Source organism: Rhizobium subbaraonis (genome assembly GCF_900220975.1).
Taxonomy (GTDB): Bacteria; Pseudomonadota; Alphaproteobacteria; order Rhizobiales; family Rhizobiaceae; genus Mycoplana; species Mycoplana subbaraonis.
The window spans coordinates 25,982-46,362 of sequence record NZ_OBQD01000003.1; the positions used below are offsets into that span (position 1 = coordinate 25,982).

Consider the following 20,381-nt stretch of genomic DNA (forward strand, 5'->3'; position numbering starts at 1 on the left):
TTCGCGTTGGACATGCCGACGCTGCCAAGTCGTATTTGCGAACTCACCGTCCCTCGTCCCCTCGCAGGGAGACGCCTCAGTCAGACTTGCGCCTGACCGAACCTATGTCAGAGGAGCGGCGGCCTCTGGCCGCTTACCCCAGTCGAACTCAGTTCCATCCACCCACATGCGATGCAGTATGACACCGATGCGGCGAGCGAGGGCGACGATCGCCTTCTTGTGGCCTCGACGTCGCGAGACCTGAGCAGCCCAAGCCTTTAGGGTGGACCAGCGTTTTACGCGAGTCAGTAGCACCTGTGCTGCCTCGTAGAGCGCGCTGCGCGTCATGGCGTCACCCCATCTCGAAATGCGGCCGGTGCGATCCACTTCGCCGGATTGGTGCTTGCGCGGCGTCAGACCAAAATGGGCACCAACGGTTCGCGACCGAGTGAAGCGAGATGGGACATCGACCGTTGCCCGGAAGATGAGCGCTACGAGCGGGCCTGTCCGTCGTCAGGGTTTTTGGGACAACAGGCGGCGTGAGCTAACGGAGGCTCTGGTCCATCAGGTTTGTCACATTAGGCCGCTGCATCTCGATGAAGCAAGCGGCGCTGTTTGATGGTTTCGCGTTTGATCCTTTCCCTTTCCAGCGTGATGATATCGCCGCGCCCGAAGTAGACGTCGGCAGGGGTGAGATTGTCGAGGCTCTCGTGGTAGCGGCGGTGGTTGTAGTGATCGACGAACGCCGCGACCTGCTGCTCGAGATCACCCGGCAGGAAGTAGTTTTCGAGCAGGATGCGGTTCTTCAACGTCTGGTGCCATCGCTCGATCTTGCCTTGGGTCTGAGGATGGCAGGGTGCCCCGCGCGTATGTTCCATGCCCTTGTCGGATAGCCATGCGGCCAGGTCGGAAGAGACGTAAGAGGGGCCGTTGTCGGACAACAGCCGCGGCCGCTGCACCACCTTGGCGCTGTCGCAGCCAGAAGCCTGCAGCGCGATGGTCAGCGTGTCGGTGACGTCCTCGGCCTTCATCGTGGTGCACAGCTTCCAGGCGATGATGTAGCGAGAGAAGTCGTCGAGCACGGTCGACAGGTAGAACCACCCCCAGCCGATCACCTTCAAGTAGGTAAAGTCGGTCTGCCAGAGCTGGTTGGGCGCCGTCGTCTTGTCGTGGAACTCATCGGCGGCCTTGATGACGATGAAGGCGGGGCTGGTGATCAGGTCGTGGGCCTTGAGCAGGCGATAGACTGAGGATTCCGAGACGAAGTAGCCCCTCGTGTCGGTGAAGGTGACCGCCAGTTCCCGTGGCGACAGCTCCGGCTCGTTCAACGCCAGCTCAATGATCTGATCGCGTTTCTCCTCGGGGATGCGGTTCCAGACCCGGTTCGGCCGGGGCCTGCGATCCTCCAGCGCATCGACACCGCCGGCCAGGAAACGGTCATACCAGCGATTGAAGGTCGAGCGCGGAATACCGAGTTTTTGCAGCGTGCGCCGCGCCGACAGATGCGACTGCTCGACGAGCCGAATGATCTCCAGCTTCTCGGATGCGGGGTATCTCATTCGTCGTCGCCCCCATCCGCAATCATGCTTTTTTTAAGAATCCGCAGTTCCAGCGCCTGCTCGGCGACGACCTCCTTGAGATCGCGCGCCTCCTTGCGCAGAACCTTCACCTCGTCGCTGGTGGCGGCGCGCGCCGTATCCCCGGCAAGCCGCTTCTTGCCGGCTTCCAGGAATTCCTTCGACCAGGTGTAATAAAGGCTCTCCGCGATCCCCTCGCGCCGGCACAGCGCCGCGATCGACTCTTCGCCGCGCAAGCCCTCCAGCACGATGCGGATCTTCTCCTCGGCCGAATATTGCTTGCGGGTTGCGCGGCGGATGTCTTTGATGACCTGCTCTGCCGGCGCTTTCCCGGTTCCGGATTTCTGTCTCATCTTCGCTCCTTTGAAAGGCTACGATGAACCAAAAATCCTCCGTTCTCAGTTAAGCCGATTTGGTCCCATCAGTGCTGACGCCGGACAATCTGCAACGTGCCGAAGCACGCATCAAGATCGTCGTGCCGGTTACACTAATCATCATCTTCTAGCTGCTCTATGCATGGCGCTCCCGATGTCCAAGCCTAATTTCATACCTTCAGTGAATAACACAGCATTGGAGTTAAGGAGTTGGGGGCCAGTACGTCATCTTTAACCTCCATCAACGATTGCTGTCCAACTCGGGCTCACACTGCCAGGCGCAAAAAGAGGTCCGACATCGAAGAAGGAGCACTATCATGTCAGAAGCGCAGGCGGAGAAGGACGTTGTTCGACCCAAGATCGAGCTGCGAGCTTATGAAATCTGGGTGCGTGAGGGTTGTCCGAAAGGTCACGACCTAGAGCACTGGCTGCGCGCCGAAGCCGAGATCGTGGGGGAGGGCGCCGAGCCCGAAGCGACGGATGAGGTCGCAGATTCTGCCAAGAAGAAGAAATAATCCGTCGATCGCGCGAGTGACGCCGACAAGCGGGCTTCCTCACACCGGGAGGGTACTCTTGGATTTTCTGGATCGGGCTGTTCAGCGGACGCGCTTTGCGTATTTCTCGATGGAGATCGCGCTTCGCGCCGAGATGCATACTTACAGCGGCGGGCTGGGTGTGCTCGCCGGGGACTCGGCGCGCTCGGCGGCTGATCTCGATCTACCAATGGTGTTCGTTACGCTCGTGAGCCGCCAGGGTTATGCGCGGCAGGAGATCGACAACAGTCATGCGCAGGTCAGCCATGCTGATCCGTGGTCGCCCCAAGACTTTGCGACCGCCTTGCCGCAGATGGTAGCTGTGTCAATCGAGGGACGTGCGGTGTGGGTGCGCCCCTGGCTCTATGCGCTGGAATGCCAGCTGGGGCATGTCATCCCGGTGCTGCTGCTCGACACGGATCTCGCGGAGAACGCCGTGGAGGATCGCCGGATCACCGATGCGCTTTATGGTGGGGACCAGGCCTATCGGCTGAAGCAGGAGATCGTGCTCGGCGTCGGCGGCCAGAGCGTGCTGCGTGCGCTCGGCTTCCGCATCGAGAAATATCACCTCAACGAAGGCCATGCAGCGCTGCTAACCCTGCCCCTTCTAAAAGGAACGCGGCGGCCAGACGGCGTTCACGCGTCCGATCCGATCGACAGCTACGACGTCTCGGCGGTTCGCGAGCGCTGCGTGTTCACGACGCACACGCCTGTGGAAGCCGGGTTCGACAAATTCGACTATGACCTCGTTGAGCGCGTGCTCGGCGACTACATTGAACGCGATATCCTGGCGCACCTCGCCGGCGCCGATGAGCTCAATATGACGCATCTGGCGCTGAATCTCAGCGGCTATGTCAACGGTGTCGCCCGCCGGCACGCGGAGACGACGCGCAAACTCTTCCCAGGCTATACGATCGCCTCGATCACCAATGGCGTTCATGTCCATCGATGGACGCATGGCGCCATTGCCAGACTGTTCGAGCAGCAATTCTCAAACTGGGCGCACGAGCCCGAGGTCCTCGCCTTCGCCGATCAGATCGGCGACAACGCCTTGTGGTCGGCACACGGGGACGCAAAGCATGATCTGCTGGCACGGATCGCGCAGGCGACGGGGAGGCAATTGCGTCCCGACCTGCCGCTGATCGGATATGCGCGGCGCATGACCGCCTATAAGCGGCCCGAGCTCATCTTCTCCGACATGGAGCGCTTGCGCGAGATCGCGAACGCTCAACCTTTCCAGATCGTCCTGGCCGGCCTTGCGCATCCGAACGATGGCGGCGGGCAGGAAGCGATACGCGCGCTGGGGGCGCATATCGATGCACTTGAAGGCACGATCCCGGCGGTATTCATGCCTGGGTACAATCTCGACGTTGCCGCCGCGTTGGTCGCCGGTTGCGATGTCTGGTTGAACACGCCGCTGCCGCCGCTCGAAGCATCCGGCACGAGCGGCATGAAGGCCGCCCTCAACGGCGCGCTCAACCTGAGCGTCCTCGATGGTTGGTGGATCGAGGGCTGTGTCGAGAGTGTGACGGGCTGGTCGATCCCCAGCAATGGTGCCGAGGCGAGCGATGCGGGAGCGCTCTATGACAAGCTGCGGGCTGTGGTGCTTCCCCTCTATCACGGTGACCGGGGGCGCTGGATCTGGATGATGAAGCAAGCCATCAGCAAGATCGGGTCGTCCTTCAATTCTCATCGGATGATGCGCCGCTACGTCACCGAAGCCTATTTGCGTTGACGAGGGACGAGGATGCGTGTGCAAGATGTGATGTCGACGCGATTGGCCACCATCAGCCCGGAGCACAGCGTCTGGCACGCCGCGCAGATCATGCTCACCGAACATGTCAGCGGCCTGCCGGTGCTCGACGACGCACAAGCCTTGATCGGCATGGTCACGGAAGGCGACCTGCTGCGGCGCTCCGAGCTCGGCACACCTCTCGGTGACGGCGGAGTGCAAGAGCGTGCGCGGGCCTACGTCAAGAGCCGCAGCTGGAAGGTCGGTGCGCTGATGTCGGCCCCGGTTTTGTCCATCGACGAGGATGCCCCGCTGTCGCAAGTGGCGATGCTGCTCGGCCTCAACCGGATCAAGCGTCTGCCGGTGCTGCGCGACGCGCGGCTGGTGGGCATCGTCAGCAGGGCGGACCTGCTCAAGGTCATTTCGGCGGGCGGACCGGATGCGGAGATCAGGGGCGATGCGGCGGTCTCGCGGGCTCTGCGCGCCCGCCTCGAGGAGGCGGGCGCCGTGCTGCGCCGACAGCCGGAACTCCATGTCGCCGCGGGTCGGGTGCACGTCGCAGGGACCATGCGCTCGCAGGAGGAAATCGACGTCGTGCGGATGGTGGTCGACAGTGTCGTGGGATCGGGGTTTAAGGATGATTTGACAGTGGTGAAGGAGCCTCGATGAGGGTTGTTCTGTTCGAAGCGGAGGATTGGGAGAAGAAAGCCTGCGCAAAACTGATGCGCCGGCACGACGTCCGCTGCACGACGGCTCCGCTGAATATCACCACGGTCGGCGAATTCGAGGACGCGGAGGTGATCAGCCCTTTCGTGGCGTCCCGCCTTGATTCCGGCATCATCGATCGATTGCCCGATCTGAAACTCATCGCGACCCGTTCGGCGGGATACGATCATATCGACCTGACCGCCTGTCGAGAGCGAAGTATCGCCGTTGCCAATGTGCCGGATTACGGGGATGCGACGGTCGCCGAGCACGCCTTCGCGCTGCTGCTGGCGCTTGCGCGCAACATCGTCGAGAGTGTCGCGCTGACCCGCCGCGGCGGTTTCTCGATGGCCGGCATGCGTGGTCTTGAGTTGCGGGACAAGGTCATTGCGGTTGTTGGAACAGGGCGCATCGGCCGCCGCACGATCGAGATCGCGCATGGCTTCGGCATGAAGGTCCTCGCCTTCGATCAGGTCGAGGACGCTGCCGCCGCGACACGGCTGGGCTTCACCTATGGCGCGCTCGACGAGGTCCTGGCGCAGGCCGATGTGGTGACGTTGCATGTACCATCATCACCGGACACCGTCGGGATGATCGGCGAACGGCAGTTCGACGTTATGAAGGACGGCGCCATCCTCATCAATACCGCGCGCGGCAATGTGGTCGACACGGAGGCGCTGGTGCGGGCGCTGGCAAGCGGCAAGTTGCGCGCGGCCGGTCTCGACGTGCTGCCGCAGGAGCCGCTGATCCGTGAGGAGGCCGAGATCTTCCGCCAGAACATGGCGGTCGATACGGTCGATCTCAAGGCGCTTGTCGCCAACCACGTGCTGCTGCGCTTTCCGAACGTTCTGGTCACGCCGCACAACGCCTACAACACCGACGCGGCGCTGCGACGTATCATCGACACCACCCTTGCCAACATCGAAGGCTTTGCGGCCGGTCGCCCGGTCAATCTGGTAGGGGTAGCCTGAGATGTGCCTTTCCGCGGAGGTCAGTCTGGGTGCCGCCGCCGTCCTCATCCCGGGCGGCGCGGTGGCGGGCGCGTCGGCCTGGCGGGCAGATCGCCGCTATCTGATGATCGCAACCCTTCCGCTTCTGTTCGGTCTGCAGCAACTGGTGGAGGGTTTGATCTGGATCGAGGGCCACGCAGGCAACACGCATCGCGTCGGCCAGTATTCCTTGCTCTACATGTTCTTCACCTGGATTGCCTGGCCGATCTGGGTACCTCTGTCGGCCTACTTCCTGGAGGGCGGTGGGCGCCGGAACCTCATCCTTTTGTTCGTCATCGCGGGCGCGATGCTGGGCGGCCTGCAGTTCATTCCGTACTTTGTCCATGACGGCTGGCTGGCAACGACCTTCCTGCGTTGGGCAGTTCGCTATCAGGACATCAATCTGCTCGACGGGCTCGTCTCCCGGACCGTGACCTACGCGATCTACGTCGCTGTCGTCATCGTGCCCTTCCTGCTGGTGCGAGGCTGGGAGATCAAGATTTTCGGCCTGCTCGTCGCCGGCGTCCTCGTCATCACCTATGCGTTCTTCTCCTACGCCTATATCTCGGTGTTCTGCTTCGGCGGTGCGGTGATCTCCCTCTATCTCCTGGCGCTGATGTGGCGCAGACGAGCCAGGCCCGCACTGGCGTGATCGCTGTACGGTCGCATTGCCGGCGTTTGCCGTGCCAAGTGCGAGCGTAGAGCAAGATCCGCACGACGAATACGCCCATATGCACCCGCAGCCGAAGTGGGGCATCGCGTTGCGTTCGATTGCTCCATTTGGAAGCCGCTGATGCTGTTCACAGGAGAGGGCTCGCCAGCCGCGCCAGGTTCTCGCCAATCTTGTGGATCATTGGACGTTTTTCCCAACCGTCGAGCGTGAGCGTCGCGGTGTTGTCGAAGCAGCGCACTTGCTCACGGCGCAACTGTTCCGTGACACCCTTGTCAAAAACGATAAGGCTTACCTCGGCGTTGAGGACAAAAGAGCGGATGTCGACATTGCTGGAACCCAGCAGCGAGATCTCATCATCAAACATCATATGCTTGGCGTGCAGAAAGACCTCCTCATAGAGATGCACTTGGACACCGGCCTGGAGGAGTTCGGAGTAGTAGGATTGCTGCGCCAATTTCACCAGGATGTGATCCGTGAGACGCGAGACCAGCAAACGCACCTCCACCCCACGCAGCACGGCGGTTTTGAGTGCTTGAAGGAGAGGTTCGTCCGGGACGAAGTAGGGCGTCGTGATCACGACACGCTTGCTTGCGCCGTGAACCAGAGCCGCAATTACATTGCCAATCCCTGCGTTCGGGTAGTCAGGACCGCTTGGAAGGACCTGTGCAACGGCCCCGGCATCGGGATGATGGTGTGGAAAAAGGGCGGATACCGCCAGTTCCTCCTCCGTTTCCATGAACCAGTCGGCGACAAAGACGGCTTGCAGCTCTGTCGTGATCGGGCCGACAACTCGTGCGACCAACTCCTCGTTTGCGATGTTGGAGGCAGATAGGGCGTTTGTTATGTTCTGGGAGCCGATATAGCCGATGCGGCTGTCTATGACGGCAACCTTACGGTGATTACGCAGGTCGGCACGCGCCGATCTGTGCCGAAAGATCCCCACCTTCAGAGCGAATTGAACGTCCACACCTGCTCGGGTTAGCAGCCTCGTCACCTGGTGCCGCCATTGCCGGGACCCGATGGCATCAATCAGTACCCTGCATGTGACACCTCGCAGGACCGCCCGTTCCAATGCTTCTATTACGCGCAGACCCGTCCGGTCGTCTGCGAATATGTAGAACAGGAGATGGACAGTTCGTTCCGCATGATCGATGTCGACGACCATGCGGTCGATAACACCCTCATAATTGGAAAGAAGTTCGACGTTGTTGCCAGAAAGCGCGGGGAACTGGCCGAGGGTTTCAATCAGGAGCGCCGGTCCCGCCAGCGAGCCTGGCAAGTCGGGACGGCGGCAGAAGTGAGAATGGGCAATCTCTTTCGATGCCGCGACCAGGACCTCCGGCAATCTGGCGAAGCGTTCCCTGCGCCAGCGGGGATAGGTCGGTCTGCCGATAACAAGATAGACCGCAAGTGCAGGAAGGGGCAGGAAAAATATTAGCAGCAACCAGCTGCGCGCGGCGTCGGGCGAACGTCGAAAGGGCACGACAAAAACCATGACAATGCGGATTGTCCATTCCACTACCAAGTAGGCGATCGCCCAGGCTTCGTTCCCAATAAGCGCCATCGCCGTCGTCCCGTGTGCCTATGTTTTCCGCGAAGGTTGAGGAGTGGAGTAGCAGCGTTCGTTCGATCCCAGGATCTTCGGCTTCCACGGTCCTGTGATCTCCGCCCGTCCGCTGCGCGCGGCGGTGCAGGTGCGCCCGCACCGACGCAGCGCTCATCGTCGCCACAGTATGTTAATCCACCGCAGGACGCGCATGCAGATCCAGATCGCCACGATAAATCCGATCAGGGCCGTGACGGGCAGCCCTATCACCTCAGGTCCAATATGCGCTTGCGCCAACAGCGCGGACGTGACCAGCATTCCAGCCGACAGAAGCGCCAGCGCCGCGAGAGCCGCCCGGCGGTCGAGCCGCCGCTCGGTTTCGTCCGATTGATGGACACGCACACCAAGGGCTAGGTCTCCGCCGTCCTGATGGGCGCGATGAAGCCAGGAGGCCAACAGCGAGGGCAGGTCCTCTGCGGAGAGCGCCAGCTCGGTTTTGAGACGCGCCATGGCTGCCGGGTCAGGCCTGCCGCCCAGCGTGTGCGCCAACGCGGCCTCGCCTTTGGCAATGATCGTAGCCAGCACATTGAAGTTGGGATCGAGCCGGCGCAGGCAGCCCTCAATCAGAAAAAGCGCCCTGACGAAAACCATGAGGTTATAGGGAACGACGACGTGGGCGCCGTCACCGAGCCGCATCACCCTGAGGAAAGCATCGGCGATAGACCAGTCCTTCAGCGGCAGCGAGGAATAGTCGCTGAGGATTTCTTCGATACCCTGCACGAATGCCGTGCGTTCCGCCTGCCGGTCGATCAGCGAAAGAGCGATGGCCGCGTCGAGCATCCATCCGGCGTCCTGGTGAACGAACGCCTGGAGAAAGATCCCGAGATTGCGCCGTGTCGTGTGGTCAAGATGGCCCACGAGCCCGAAATCGTGAAAGCAGATCCGGCCGTCCTCCATAACGAAGAGATTGCCGGGATGCGGATCGCCATGAAACAGACCGGTCGTCAGCAGTTGCTCAAGATAGAAATCGACCAGGACGCCCGCGATCCGCGAACCGTCCTGCGATATGGCCGAATCCTCGATCGATCGGCCATGGCTCATGACCTGGACGAGGATTGCTTCGCTTGATAGCGTTTCGAATGCTTCCGGCACGTAGACGTCGGTGCGCTGCCTGTAGGCATCAGAAAATCGTCGAATGTTTCGCGCTTCCTGGAGAAGGTCAGTCTCGCGCCGGAGATTGGCCCACATTTCGCGGGCGAGGCGCTCGGGCTGCAGGCGGCGGAAGCTCGGGATCGCCGCGCCGGCGATCCGGGCAACGGCAACGAGTATCCGCATGTCGCTGTCGATCCGCTCCCGCATGTGCGGGCGCCTTATCTTGACGATCACCTCCTGGCCGTCGGGCAGGGTGGCGCGATGGACCTGGGCGATCGAAGCGGCTGCGAAAGGTTCGCTGTCGAATGTCTGGAACACCTGTTCGACCGGCCGGCGCAAGGCGCGCTCAAGTTCCGCCCTGGCCTCTGTCGAGGAAAATGGCCGGGCACGCTCGCGCAGGTCGCGCAGTTGCCTGAGATAGTCCTCCGGGAACAGGTCGGGCCGCATGCTGAGGGCCTGACCGATCTTGATGAAGGTTCCGCCGAGCTCATCGAGCGTCTGGCGTAGGCGAACTGGCAGGGCCGAGGCATCGGCGGCGACGCCGCGGCGCCGCTCGGCTAGATAGAGCAGAGTCAATGAGACTGCGGCGGCGACGATCCTGAACAACCGCGAGCTCACGCGCTTTACCCCGGTTATAGGCGGCCGCCGCGCATCGCGTTAGAACAACCGCTGCCGGATGCCGAGCGACGCGTTCGTCAGCGCGATTGAAGAGTCGGCACCCGATGCGAGGCCGGTCAAGGCGCGGATGGCATCGATCGTCTCGGGAATGACGATCGCCTGGTTGTCGACCATGTAGGCGTAGAACAGCTCGTCGCCTTCCGTGCGCAGCATGTCTTCCCAGAGCGCCACCTCGTAGAGATTGTCGTGCGGCCGGCCGAGGTCGGCCATCAGCTCCTTCACGGTATTGATCGCGGTGAGCCCGTCCGTGGTTCGGATCAGCGCGATCCGCGACGAAGCGCCGAAAGCCCCGAGCACCTCCTCCTTCTCGGCCGCCCGGGTCATCTGGACGGACCAATAATGGAGATGCGCCAGCGTCTCGGGAACCTTGACGGCCATGGTCACCACGTCGAGGTCGGGGTCGACGCTCTGGGCGTCTGGTCCCTGATGACTCGGGATCTCGGGCTCGGGCACGAGCGTGTTCATGATCCCGCCTTCATGGCTTTCCCACGGATCGGTGGCGCGCCTCAGCAGCGTGCCGCGCGCGCGTTTGAGCAGGCCGGCCCGCTTCAAGACGGAAAGCGTGCGAACGATGGAGGTCGTGTTGCAGGACACAACGCGCGTCGACTGGCGGCCGATCGCGCTCGCAAAGGAGCTTTCTGCGACGAAAGAGTGTCCGGTCACGGCGTGTTTCTCGCCGCCATGGACGATGAACTTGATGCCGCGGGCCCGGTACCGCTCGACGTTGGTTGCGGCGACGCGCTTGGGTGTGCAGTCGACGACGATGTCCGCGGTCTGGAGCAGCGCATCGAGCGTACCGGCGACCGACAAGCCGGATGCCCTCATCGGGCCAGCCGTCTCATCGGACGCCGCGTAGAGCGGAATCGCCTTCTCTTCAAGCGGGCGCAGGCGCCAGTCGCTCGCGATGTCGCAGACACCGACGAGTTCCATATCAGCCTGAAGACGCACGGCGTCGGCCACCCGCTTGCCGATTACGCCATAGCCGTTCACGGCAACCCGGATGGAACTGTGCTGTGTCATTCCAGAAATCCTTAGAAACGAAAGTTCGATCGCGCCGCTTCCCGCCGCCTTAAGAGGAAAGAGCACCATTTTGTATGCCAGCGCTCGGCGGCTGCATCTTTGATCGAGGTTAAGGATGCACAGTCGTCGTGGTGCCGGCTCGGATTCCGGCACCAGGCAACGACAGGTTCTAGCCAAGATCCTCATAGGTGACGTAGGCCATCATGCCGGTCGCCATGTGGTAGAGGTGATGGCAGTGCAGCGGCCACTTGCCCGGATTGCTGGCATCGAAGACGAAGGTCAGGGTTTCGCCGGGTGGCACTAGCGCCGTATCGCGCACGGCCCCGGAGATTGCGGTGCCGTTCACGTTGGTTACCTGGAAATGATGACCGTGCAGGTGCATCGGATGCGCCATCATGGATGCGTTGCGCATCGTGATCTCTATCCGCTCCCCTTGACGCGTGCGCATATCCGAGGCGCCGTCCATGCCCCATACATAGCTTTGCATCTGGCCGGTCAGGGCGATCTCGAAACGTCTGTCTGCCGGACGAACGGCCAGCGGCCTTACGGCCCGCAGGCGCTGCTCGAGGGAATTGCCCACGATCGGACCGTCGGCCTCGGCAATGGAAGCGATACGCTGGATGGGGGCTCCGGCTGTGGCGAGGATCACGCCCGTGCGTTCCATTGCCCCTTCCCGCAGGGCCAGAACAGGATAGGTTCCGGCTCCTTGAGGCAGTTCCAAGCGGATATCGAGGCGTTGACCCATGCTGATCGGGAATGTTTTGCCGTCGACCGGTTCGACCTCCTGGCCGTCGACAGCAACGAGCGTTCCCTGCACGACGCCGGTGTCGATGGTGAAGGCTGTGGCAGTCGCGCCATTGATAATGCGCAGGCGGACGCGGCCGCCTTTTTCCACTTGCACGACTTCGGGATCGTCGAGCGTTCGATCGTTGGCCAGGTAGGCATCATAATCGATGTCGTTGAGGTCCATGGCCCCCATTGTGCCCATGTCCATTCCGGGCATGCCGCCCTTGTTCATGCCATCCATCTCCATATTGCCGTGCCCCATGGCGGAATGATCCATCATCGGCATTCCGGCCATTTTCCCTTGCCCTGTCGCAGGTACACTCGACCGGGCGTCGTGGGCTTGTCCGCTCTTGAGCCTGGCCAGCAGTTCCTCGGCCGGCGTAAAGGAAAAGTCGTGCAGGAGGATGACGACGTTCTGTTCATCCCGTTCCCTGTCGGCCGCGGTGCGGACGACAAGTGGCGCGGCAAGCAGGTTCTGCTCCTGAAGCGTGTGCGCGTGCATCCAGTGCGTGCCGCCGGCACCGACAGGGAAGGTATAGCGCACGACCTCGCCTGCCTTGATTAGGGCCATCGGATTGTCCGGCACGCCGTCCATCTTCCAGGGCGGCGTCAGGCCGTGCCAGTGGATCATGGTCGGTTCATCGATCACGTTTGCAAGCTCGACATCGAAACTCGATCCAGCGTCCAGTTGGATCCCTTGCTTGCCGTCAGGCTGCATCAATCCGAACACGCGTGCTGCCTTGCCGTTGACCTCGATCGTGCGGCTGGCAATTCCGAGCCTGAGCGGTGGCGCGGCGGCCGAGGCCTGAGGCAGGGCGCCGAAGGGGCGGATGACGGAAGCCGCGCCGACGGCGGCGGTCCCGGTCATGATCGTTGTGAGAAAACGACGTCTGTTCATGGTTCACTCCTGATGTGGCCTGCATCGGCAGGCAAGCTGATCGGTGCGTCTTTCGGACGCTGGTCAGCGACGCAATGCGCGATCGGGTCGTTTCGGTCAGATCAGCTTCGGGGAGGCCCGTGGGAAGGATGGACAGAAATGCCGGCCGATTGGGTCTCGATCGGCAATGCATGATCCCTCACCACGGGGGCACCATCGAAGAGGGCGGCAGGCGGCACAAGGCTGAAGCACTTGAGGCAGTATTTTTGGCAGCACTGATCGAGGCTTCTGTCGGTCCTCTTGCCGCTACCATGATAACCTGCATGCACGAGAACGCCGTCCACGTTGGCGCTTGCCGAAACGGTTTGAGTATTGGCCGGGTCTGGACACGGCAAGGTGTGGGCAGTCGTCAAGGACGCCGTCAGAAAGGCGAATACCTACGCGGCCACGACAGCCGTTCTCAATCGTTCGCAAATGTTCGCCACCAGAGCCACCTCAAATCACCTCGATTCAACTCTAGCGCATCAGGAAGTTTTCCTGTTTGATCGGGATCAATGCCAATCCGATGCTGCAAAGCCGTTCCAGCCAGATAGTGTTGTCGTCATGATGAGACCAATCACGACGGCGTACCAGGCCAGTCGAAATGCGGAAGTGTCGCGAAGACGAGGAAGCCCAAGCCGACTGCCGTAATGGTGGCGACCGCGATCGGGAGCCAAAAACGCACCGGCCCCGTCCCGGCCGCGACAACCAACCGTCCAGCCGCGTTCGTTGTCAGGGCGAGCAGCACGGCGTGCCCCACAGTCTCTCTGTCTGCCGAGACACCAAGGAGCCGCAATGCGCTCAGCACGGCAACGTCGATATCGAAGGTGCCGGTGATCGCCGACGTGACCACCATGCCACCAGTGTTCCCGACCGAAACTGCAGCACTTATGGTCGAAACCACAGCAAAGAGGATCGCAAAGGCCAGCAGTGCCCACAATTCGAAGGGGTTGCGTGGCATTTGTCCAGCGTCGGTTGGAACTGCACCGCGCGACAGAAACACCCCGCCGCACATCACGAAAGTCAGAACCGCGGCAAGAATGGCAAGTCCTGCGACGCCGAGCACTGATGGTGAGACGATCGCGACGATGCCGGCAACACGGAGCACCGAGACGGCGGCGGCGAGCGTGGCGGCTCCGGCCAGCGGCCAAGGATTGCCGCCTGCGGTTGCCGTACGCGCGAGCGCCAGCGTCACCGCCGTCGATGATACCACTGCCCCCGCCAATCCGCCCACCAGCACTCCACGTGTGGTTCCGAACAGGCGGACGGCAATATAGCCGAGGAACGAGATTGCAGCCGTCAGCACTGTGAAGAGCCAGATCTGTTGCGGATTGAAGCCGCCCCACGGATCGATCGCCTGCGCAGGGAGGAGCGGCAGGATGATCGCCGTCATCACCGCCAGCACCAGCGCGGCGCGCAACTCGATCCAGGAGAGGCGCCTGAGAAGACCATGCAGCAGATCGCGACTGGCGAGGAGGACGGCAAGTGCGGTGCCTCCGGCGGCAGCGGCGCGGTGATCCCCCGCAACCGCCAGTGCTCCGAGCACGAACACGCCCAGGGCCGCGACAACACCGGTCACGCTGAAATCCGCATCCTGAATGGCTTCGCGGCTCTTGTACCAGGCAAAGACCGCGGTGAAGGCCAGAAGCCCTGCGATCAGCACCGATGGTGCCGCGACGCTCTTGGCGAGCGCGGCGAACAGGCCGCCAAGAAGACCGGTAATGGCATAGGTGCGGATACCGGCCGTTCTCGCGCCATCCGGGGCGTCGCGCTCGCGCCAGCCACGCTCGAGACCTACCAGCAGGCCAATGGCGAGCGCCAAGCCCAACCTGGCGATCAACGGGTCCACTGTCAGCTTCCCGCGGGCTGACGGCCATGAAACGAAGTCGGCATCATCGCGGCTTCCGGATCATGCGCCAAAGGACGTCGTCGCGGCGCCAGAAATGATGCCAGAGCGCCGCTGCGGCATGAAGGAGGACAAGAACGAGCAACGTCCAGCTCAGCAGGCTGTGAACCGGCGCAATCCGGAACGTGACATACATGGCGATCGTGCCGGTGACCGGCAGCGCGATCAAGACGGCGTAGAGCGCGACATGCATAACGGCGGCAATGATGCGCTCGACGACCGACATGCCTCGGGCAGGCGGCGGTCTGCCATAGGCAAGGCGCATGACCAGTTGCGCCAGTACAAGACCAAGGATTGCCCAGCCGCTCCAGGCATGGACCTGATGCAGGAACAGGTCGAAGGGGCGCGGTTTCATGAACAGGTGCGCCATATGCGTGCGCTGGATGGCCCAGGCCGTCGGTACCTGTACGAGGCAGAGGACAAGCACGGTCCAATGCATCAGACGATGGGCGAGCGGGAATTCGTCGGGCGGACTCCCCCGGTGGCGTCCTCCCAGGCGGCGCCACTCAAGCCTCGACCTCGACGATGTCGCCTGCGCGCGCGGCATAGTCGAGCGCATAGGCCAGCTCGCCCGTCGTCTCGGCATGGACATGAAGCAGCGGCTGGCCCCGATCGATGTCGTCGCCGAGCCGAACCTCCATGTGAACGCCCGCCGCCTTCGATTCGGGTGCGCCAGCGAGCTTGGCAAGCCGCGAGAGTTTGCGGTTGTTGATATGGACCACCCGGCCGGCGTGCGGTGCCGTCAACGGATGGGCGTAGGCCGCCTTCGGCGGCACACGAAGGCCGCCCTGCGCCTGGCAGATCGCCTCGAACTTCGACCAAGCCCTTCCGCTTGAGAGCGTTTCGAGCGCGCGGACGACGCCTTCTCCCCGTTCGGCCTTGCCGCCGATCTCGAGTGCGGCACCGGCCAGCGTCGCCGCCCGGCGGCGCAGGTCGTCAGGGGCGTCCGCTGCATTCTGCAATACGGCGAGCACGTCCAGCGCTTCTAGTGCCGGCCCGATGCCGCGACCGACGGGCTGCGAGCCGTCCGTCTGGATGCAAGTCGTGGCGAGCCCGAACCGTGAGGCAACAGCGTTGAGACGCAGGCCGAGCTGAGCGGCCGCGTTCTCACCGCGCACCTTGGCGGTCGGCCCGACGGGAATGTCGATCACGACGTGGGTAGACCCCGCCGCTATCTTTTTGGACAGCACGGAGGCGACCAGCTGGCCTTCGGTGTCGACGTCGAGCTCGCGCTCGACGCGGACGAAAATGTCGTCGGCGGGGCTCAGATGCACAGCGCCGCCCCAGGCGATGCAGCCGCCTTCGCGTTCGACGACACGCCTCAATGTCGCGATGTCGAGCTCCACCGGCGCCAGTGTTTCCATCGTGTCGGCGGTGCCGGCCGGAGAGGTGATGGCGCGTGACGAGGTCTTGGGCATGAGCAAGCCGTTCGCGGCGACGATCGCGACCACGATCGGGGTTGTCCTGTTGCCGGGAAGGCCGCCGACGCAATGCTTGTCGACCACGATTGGCGCGTCCCAGCGCATCCGCTCGCCGACGTCCACCATGGCGCCGGTCAGGTCGGCAGTTTCGTTCTCGTCGAGGGGGAGGGCGGCGCTGGCCGTGAGGAAAGCGGCTAGGTGGACTTCCGTGTAACGCCCGGCGACCACGTCGCGCAGGATTTCTGCGAAGGCGCGCGAATCGAGCCGATTGCCGTAGATGCGCTGACGCACGCTCGCCAGCGAGTCGATCGCGGGTGCATGGCTGACCCTGACCGCGTCACCGTCGGCAAGGCCAAGCCGCTCCCAGGCGGTTTCGGAGAGGCCGACTTCGTCGAGGGCGATTAGACCATCACCGTCGACCTGGAACAGCGTCGCCTGAACCTCGCCGCTGCCGTTGGAGACAAGGACTTGTGAGCGCGCCGACAAACCCTCCGACCGGCAGACGTGGCAATCAGTGCGCATGACGACGACGGCCTGATGCTGCGTGTGCAGGCGGATGCGCCTCGCCCGCAGGGTCGGTTGAGCGGGAATTGTCGTGTCGGCGAACGTCATAGATCGAACTTCTGGTTCTGGCGGGGAACGACGGCATCCCATCCGAGCTCCCGGTCAATGCGAACGCGCAGCGCTTCGGAGCCTTCGTCTTCGCCGTGCACGATGAAGACCCGGGACGGCGGTCGGCGGAAGCCCGACAACCACCGCATCAGCTCGCTGGAATCAGCATGCGCCGACAGCATTGACAGTTCCTCGACCGCGGCGCGAACGGGAATCCATTCACCATGGATCTTGGTCTCCTGCGCGCCTTGCAGCATGGCACGACCGCGGGTGCCGGCCGCCTGGAAACCGGAGAACAGGATCGTATTGCGTGCATGCGGCGCGAACGCCTTCAGATGATGAAGCACGCGCCCGCCGGTGGCCATGCCACTCGCCGAGATAACCACCTTGGGATACGGGCTTGCCGTGATGCCCTTCGAGCCGTCGACGTCGCGGGTGTAGGTCGCAATCGCGCAGACCTCCCTACATTGCTCCGGGGTCAGGCGGTGGTCCCCACGGTGGGCGTGGAGGAGGTCGGTGGCGTCGATTGCCATCGGGCTGTCGAGATAGACAGGCACCTTCGCCAGGCGCCCAGTCCTTTTGAGCTTCCAGAGATGGTAAAGGAGCGATTGCGCGCGACCCACGGCGAAGGCGGGAACGACGACCGTCCCGCCGCGCGCGACTGTTCGCTCGACGACGGCGCCGAGCGCTTCGGTCGGATCGGCAGGATCGTGCATGCGGTTGCCGTAGGTCGATTCGATCAACACATAGTCCGCCTCCGGTACAGGGGCCGGATCGGGAAGAACCGGATCGTCATAGCGGCCGAGATCGCCGGAGAAGGCGACACGGCGTCCGCCCCATTCGATCTCGGCGGTGGCGGCACCCAGGATGTGCCCGGCATGCCGGAAGGTCAACGTCGCGCCGAAGGGGAGCTTGACCGGTTTGTCGAAGGGCACGGGCGAGAAGAACTCGAGGCTGCGCTCGGCATCCCGGATGCCGTAGAGCGCGAGCGCCGGCTTGTGTTTCGAGAAGCCCTTCCGGTTGGCGTATTCGGCGTCCTTCTCCTGCAGGTGGCCGCTGTCCTTGAGGATGAGCTCTGCAACCTCGCGCGTTGCCGCCGTCGCATAGATCTTTCCCTTGAAGCCGTCGCGCACAAGCTTGGGAAGGTAGCCCGAATGGTCAAGATGGGCGTGCGTCAGGATAACGGCGTCGATGCTCGAAGGGTCGATCGGCAGCGGTTCCCAGTTCAGCTCGCGCAGGTTCTTGAGGCCCTGAAACAGACCGCAGTCGATCAGGATGCGTTTGTCGCCGTTGGTGAGCAGATGTTTCGAGCCGGTGACGGTGCCTGCGCCGCCAAGGGAAGTAAGTGTCAGCATGGCGTCCTTCATTTGGTAGGAGTGGTGAGATCGGCGGGCGAGCCTTTCCCATCGATGGCATTGCGTTGGGCGACTGTCAGGAATTCGTTGCGCGACCATCCGGCCAAAGGTGCGGCGGCATCGATCAGATGCGCCCAACTGCAACGATTGGCGAACAGCAGGCCCGCGGCATCCAGCGTGCCGCCCCGGCTGATATAGCCGCGGGCCACAGTGTGTTTCGGACCGCTGTCGAGCCGTCGCAGCAGGCCGAGCATCGGCTCGGGCCGCGTGTGCGAGACGATCAGGCGCGGGACATCGACCGGGAAGAGGCGCACGAGCTCCTCGTCGGACGCCACAAAACGCGCCTCGATCGGATCGCGGGGAATCCGGAAGCGACCGGGCTCGCTGATCGCCGTCACCACCACCCGCCGTCCATGCTCTTTCAGGCGGTGCGCCGCCTTGAGCGCCTCTTCGAGCTGGTAGGCGCCGATCGCAACGATCTGCAACTCGGCGCCGTCAACCTGTCCGTCGATATGGGCAGCGCCGTCGGCGACAAAACGGACGGCGGCCGCCCCGTCGAAGCGGTGCGGCATGTCGCGCTTGGAGACGATCACGCAGGCGACCTGGCCGCGCCCTTCGAATACCGAGGCCATGGTGGCGACGGCGCTGTTGGCGTCTACCGGAAACAGCACACGCGCGGTGTCCGACATCTCGCCGAGCAGCGCCTCGCCGACGGTCGGGTCCTGATGCGACTGCTCGTTCTTGGAATTCTCCCAGGTATGCGAGGTAACTACGAGCGGCACGGAAATCCAGCCCGGGCTCTGGCCCACCGTGCTTTGGTGGCGCGCGAAGATGATCTCCTGACGCAGGCCACCGAGCATCTTCATCGCGAAGGCTTCGTAGCTGACGATGAGGTTGATCCCGCCTTTGTTCGCAAGGGCCGCGGCGGCGACCGCTTCCTCGTTGAGTGCGGTGATCACGGCGCCATCAACGGCATCGGCGACGCCGGCTTCGGGCGTATTGACGCGGTGGCGGAGGCGGTCAAGGGTGGCACCCATGTGGTTGGAGCGCAGTTCGTCCGGATTGCCGACGCGCACCCTGTGCGACGGATTTGCGTTGACAAGGCTCACGAACCAGCGGTCGAGCGCATGCATGGCGCAATCGGCCGGCGCGCTTTTGTCGGTCCATTGCGGCTGCGGCAGGCTCGGCGCAGACGGCCGGCGCGACGCCAGCGGATGCCGGCTCTCCGGGGGACGCTTCTGCTCCTGGTGAACCGCAATTGCTGAAACGGCCTCGGCGATCTCCTCCTGCGGGACGAACAGAACCCGCGCCGCTTCGTTGAACGCAGTTCGCGCGGCCTCGTCGCGGGACGGATTTCCGGCAAGCGGGAGATTGTGCGCGGCGTTCGTGCCAGCGCCTGGAAAGCCGAAGCCTTTCACGGTATTGGCAATGGCGTAGGGAATGGGAGCGGGATAGACGCGGGCGGGATCGCCCGCAAAACGGCCAAGGCGCTCCTCGGCCGTCAGGATCGCCCAGACGAAGGCCGCGGGATCGCGACCGTCGATCTCGAACGGATCGAATCCGTTGAGCCTGAGATGATCAGCGAGCCAATCGGCGCCGCCCTGCTGCGCAATCTGCGCCCGCTCCTCGATGCGTCGGCCGTTAAGGATCATGATCGGCACGACGAGACCGCTATCCTCAGCTCGCCACCAGCGCGCCGTCCAGTCCGAGCCGCGCTGCTCCTCGAAGGCGCCATCGCTCACGAAAGCGACCAGGCTCTCTCCGGGTAGCGGGGCATGGACGTACTGGACCTCGGCGAAGCCGAGATATCCGCCCTCGGAAATGGCGCCGGCCGTGTTCGGTCCGGCATGGCTGCCGATCGGCACCGCCGGACGGCCCTCGGCATTGATAGCATAGGAATAGAAGTCGGCGGCGAGCCGGGACAACCCTTTCTCGCTCCGGTCATAGCGCCCTTTCTGCGCATCCGAAACGTCGCCGGTCAGCGCGTTGAGCGCCTCGATCGCCGCGACGCAATGGCCCTGTCCCATCACCCAGGAGCGGGTGGTGGCCGAGAGCGTGTTCGCGGCAAGGTAGCCGACAAAGGCCGGCACCATGTTCAGGGAACCGCCGGTATGGCCTTCAGGGGTTGCTTTGAAGGCTTCTAGCGGCAGCGACGCGCCGGAGAGGTCGACGCGCTTGGCATAGGTCATGTGAACCACCGTCCACATCGCGGCGGAGGTCAGCCGGTCGGCAGCGGCAAGCAGGCGGTAAAGCGCGTCCGGGTTCTGCTTCGGCGACTGCGCAAGAGCGCGAATGCGCTCGACGGTTTCGTCGCTATGCGTGATCGGGCCGTAGCCGGCACGCCAATGTTCGAATGCTGGGGAGTGTTCGAAGGCTGTGGACGTCGTCGCGGCCATGCGCTGCTGCCTTTCCTGGATGTGTCTGCTT

15 protein-coding genes and 1 pseudogene are annotated in these 20,381 nt (G+C 63.2%); 5 read left to right on the forward strand and 11 right to left on the reverse strand.

What is annotated here, in order from left to right:
- Positions 1 to 102: 102 nt before the first annotated feature.
- Together CRO48_RS04690 and CRO48_RS04695 are read right to left on the reverse strand one after the other, a co-directional pair.
- Positions 103 to 483, reverse strand: a pseudogene (locus CRO48_RS04690) (transposase); the annotation flags it as partial.
- A gap of 74 nt (positions 484 to 557) precedes the next feature.
- Positions 558 to 1,909, reverse strand: a protein-coding gene (locus tag CRO48_RS04695; protein WP_097136854.1) for an IS3 family transposase whose coding sequence is annotated in 2 segments (ribosomal slippage) — positions 558 to 1,573 and positions 1,573 to 1,909 — 1,353 coding nt in all. Because the reading frame shifts where the segments join, the coding sequence is not laid out codon by codon here.
- Between the two features lie 338 nt (positions 1,910 to 2,247).
- Between CRO48_RS04695 and CRO48_RS04700 the strand changes: the two genes are divergently transcribed.
- The 5 genes from CRO48_RS04700 (at position 2,248) to CRO48_RS04720 (ending at position 6,541) form a co-directional block, all read left to right on the forward strand.
- A complete protein-coding gene (locus tag CRO48_RS04700; RefSeq protein WP_097136856.1) occupies positions 2,248 to 2,445 on the forward strand; it encodes a DUF2934 domain-containing protein in 198 nt (65 codons plus the stop codon).
- Positions 2,446 to 2,554: 109 nt separating this feature from the next.
- Complete coding sequence (gene glgP, locus CRO48_RS04705) at positions 2,555 to 4,198, forward strand: alpha-glucan family phosphorylase (protein ID WP_245423429.1); 1,644 nt, start codon at positions 2,555 to 2,557, stop codon at positions 4,196 to 4,198.
- A gap of 12 nt (positions 4,199 to 4,210) precedes the next feature.
- Positions 4,211 to 4,864, forward strand: coding sequence for a CBS domain-containing protein (locus CRO48_RS04710; protein WP_097136859.1), 654 nt, complete (start codon positions 4,211 to 4,213; stop codon positions 4,862 to 4,864).
- A complete protein-coding gene (locus CRO48_RS04715; protein ID WP_050747022.1) occupies positions 4,861 to 5,871 on the forward strand; it encodes a hydroxyacid dehydrogenase in 1,011 nt (336 codons plus the stop codon). Before CRO48_RS04710 ends, CRO48_RS04715 begins: the two co-directional genes overlap by 4 nt.
- 1 nt (position 5,872) lies before the next feature.
- Positions 5,873 to 6,541 carry a DUF6629 family protein gene (locus CRO48_RS04720; RefSeq protein ID WP_077546179.1) on the forward strand — a complete coding sequence of 223 codons (669 nt, stop codon included), beginning with the start codon at positions 5,873 to 5,875 and terminating at the stop codon, positions 6,539 to 6,541.
- Between the two features lie 148 nt (positions 6,542 to 6,689).
- On the opposite strand, the gene cls is transcribed toward CRO48_RS04720, so the two are convergent.
- From cls to CRO48_RS04765, 9 genes are all read right to left on the reverse strand, one after another.
- Positions 6,690 to 8,126: a cardiolipin synthase gene (gene cls / locus CRO48_RS04725; RefSeq protein ID WP_097136861.1), complete on the reverse strand. Its 1,437-nt coding sequence runs from the start codon at positions 8,124 to 8,126 to the stop codon at positions 6,690 to 6,692.
- 153 nt (positions 8,127 to 8,279) lie between these two features.
- Positions 8,280 to 9,878: an ABC1 kinase family protein gene (locus CRO48_RS04730; protein ID WP_141402010.1), complete on the reverse strand. Its 1,599-nt coding sequence runs from the start codon at positions 9,876 to 9,878 to the stop codon at positions 8,280 to 8,282.
- 39 nt (positions 9,879 to 9,917) lie between these two features.
- Positions 9,918 to 10,958, reverse strand: coding sequence for a type II glyceraldehyde-3-phosphate dehydrogenase (locus tag CRO48_RS04735; protein ID WP_077546182.1), 1,041 nt, complete (start codon positions 10,956 to 10,958; stop codon positions 9,918 to 9,920).
- A gap of 169 nt (positions 10,959 to 11,127) precedes the next feature.
- Positions 11,128 to 12,642: a multicopper oxidase family protein gene (locus CRO48_RS04740; protein ID WP_097136865.1), complete on the reverse strand. Its 1,515-nt coding sequence runs from the start codon at positions 12,640 to 12,642 to the stop codon at positions 11,128 to 11,130.
- 595 nt (positions 12,643 to 13,237) lie between these two features.
- On the reverse strand, positions 13,238 to 14,509 hold the full coding sequence (locus tag CRO48_RS04745; RefSeq protein ID WP_077546184.1) for an MgtC/SapB family protein: 1,272 nt from the start codon (positions 14,507 to 14,509) through the stop codon (positions 13,238 to 13,240).
- A gap of 43 nt (positions 14,510 to 14,552) precedes the next feature.
- Entirely contained in the window at positions 14,553 to 15,158 is a 606-nt protein-coding gene (locus CRO48_RS04750; protein ID WP_097136867.1) for a cytochrome b/b6 domain-containing protein, read from the reverse strand.
- Positions 15,073 to 16,599: a thymidine phosphorylase family protein gene (locus tag CRO48_RS04755; protein WP_097136869.1), complete on the reverse strand. Its 1,527-nt coding sequence runs from the start codon at positions 16,597 to 16,599 to the stop codon at positions 15,073 to 15,075. Before CRO48_RS04755 ends, CRO48_RS04750 begins: the two co-directional genes overlap by 86 nt.
- Positions 16,596 to 17,954 (reverse strand): MBL fold metallo-hydrolase RNA specificity domain-containing protein, encoded by a 1,359-nt coding sequence (locus CRO48_RS04760; RefSeq protein ID WP_097137463.1) that lies wholly within the window; start codon positions 17,952 to 17,954, stop codon positions 16,596 to 16,598. Before CRO48_RS04760 ends, CRO48_RS04755 begins: the two co-directional genes overlap by 4 nt.
- An 8-nt stretch (positions 17,955 to 17,962) precedes the next feature.
- Entirely contained in the window at positions 17,963 to 20,350 is a 2,388-nt protein-coding gene (locus CRO48_RS04765) for a phosphoketolase family protein (protein ID WP_077546187.1), read from the reverse strand.
- Positions 20,351 to 20,381 lie beyond the last annotated feature (31 nt).

Excerpts from the sequence above, each read along its gene's own strand:
- CRO48_RS04710 (WP_097136859.1), top strand. The coding sequence starts at position 4,211 with ATGCGTGTGCAAGATGTGATGTCGACGCGATTGGCCACCATCAGCCCG.
- CRO48_RS04740 (WP_097136865.1), bottom strand. The coding sequence starts at position 12,642 with ATGAACAGACGTCGTTTTCTCACAACGATCATGACCGGGACCGCCGCC.
- glgP (WP_245423429.1), top strand. The coding sequence starts at position 2,555 with ATGGAGATCGCGCTTCGCGCCGAGATGCATACTTACAGCGGCGGGCTG.
- CRO48_RS04700 (WP_097136856.1), top strand. The coding sequence starts at position 2,248 with ATGTCAGAAGCGCAGGCGGAGAAGGACGTTGTTCGACCCAAGATCGAG.
- CRO48_RS04755 (WP_097136869.1), bottom strand. The coding sequence starts at position 16,599 with ATGACGTTCGCCGACACGACAATTCCCGCTCAACCGACCCTGCGGGCG.
- CRO48_RS04715 (WP_050747022.1), top strand. The coding sequence starts at position 4,861 with ATGAGGGTTGTTCTGTTCGAAGCGGAGGATTGGGAGAAGAAAGCCTGC.
- CRO48_RS04760 (WP_097137463.1), bottom strand. The coding sequence starts at position 17,954 with ATGCTGACACTTACTTCCCTTGGCGGCGCAGGCACCGTCACCGGCTCG.
- CRO48_RS04750 (WP_097136867.1), bottom strand. The coding sequence starts at position 15,158 with ATGTCCATGCCGAGACGACGGGCGAGCTGGCCTATGCGCTCGACTATG.
- cls (WP_097136861.1), bottom strand. The coding sequence starts at position 8,126 with ATGGCGCTTATTGGGAACGAAGCCTGGGCGATCGCCTACTTGGTAGTG.
- CRO48_RS04720 (WP_077546179.1), top strand. The coding sequence starts at position 5,873 with ATGTGCCTTTCCGCGGAGGTCAGTCTGGGTGCCGCCGCCGTCCTCATC.
- CRO48_RS04765 (WP_077546187.1), bottom strand. The coding sequence starts at position 20,350 with ATGGCCGCGACGACGTCCACAGCCTTCGAACACTCCCCAGCATTCGAA.
- CRO48_RS04735 (WP_077546182.1), bottom strand. The coding sequence starts at position 10,958 with ATGACACAGCACAGTTCCATCCGGGTTGCCGTGAACGGCTATGGCGTA.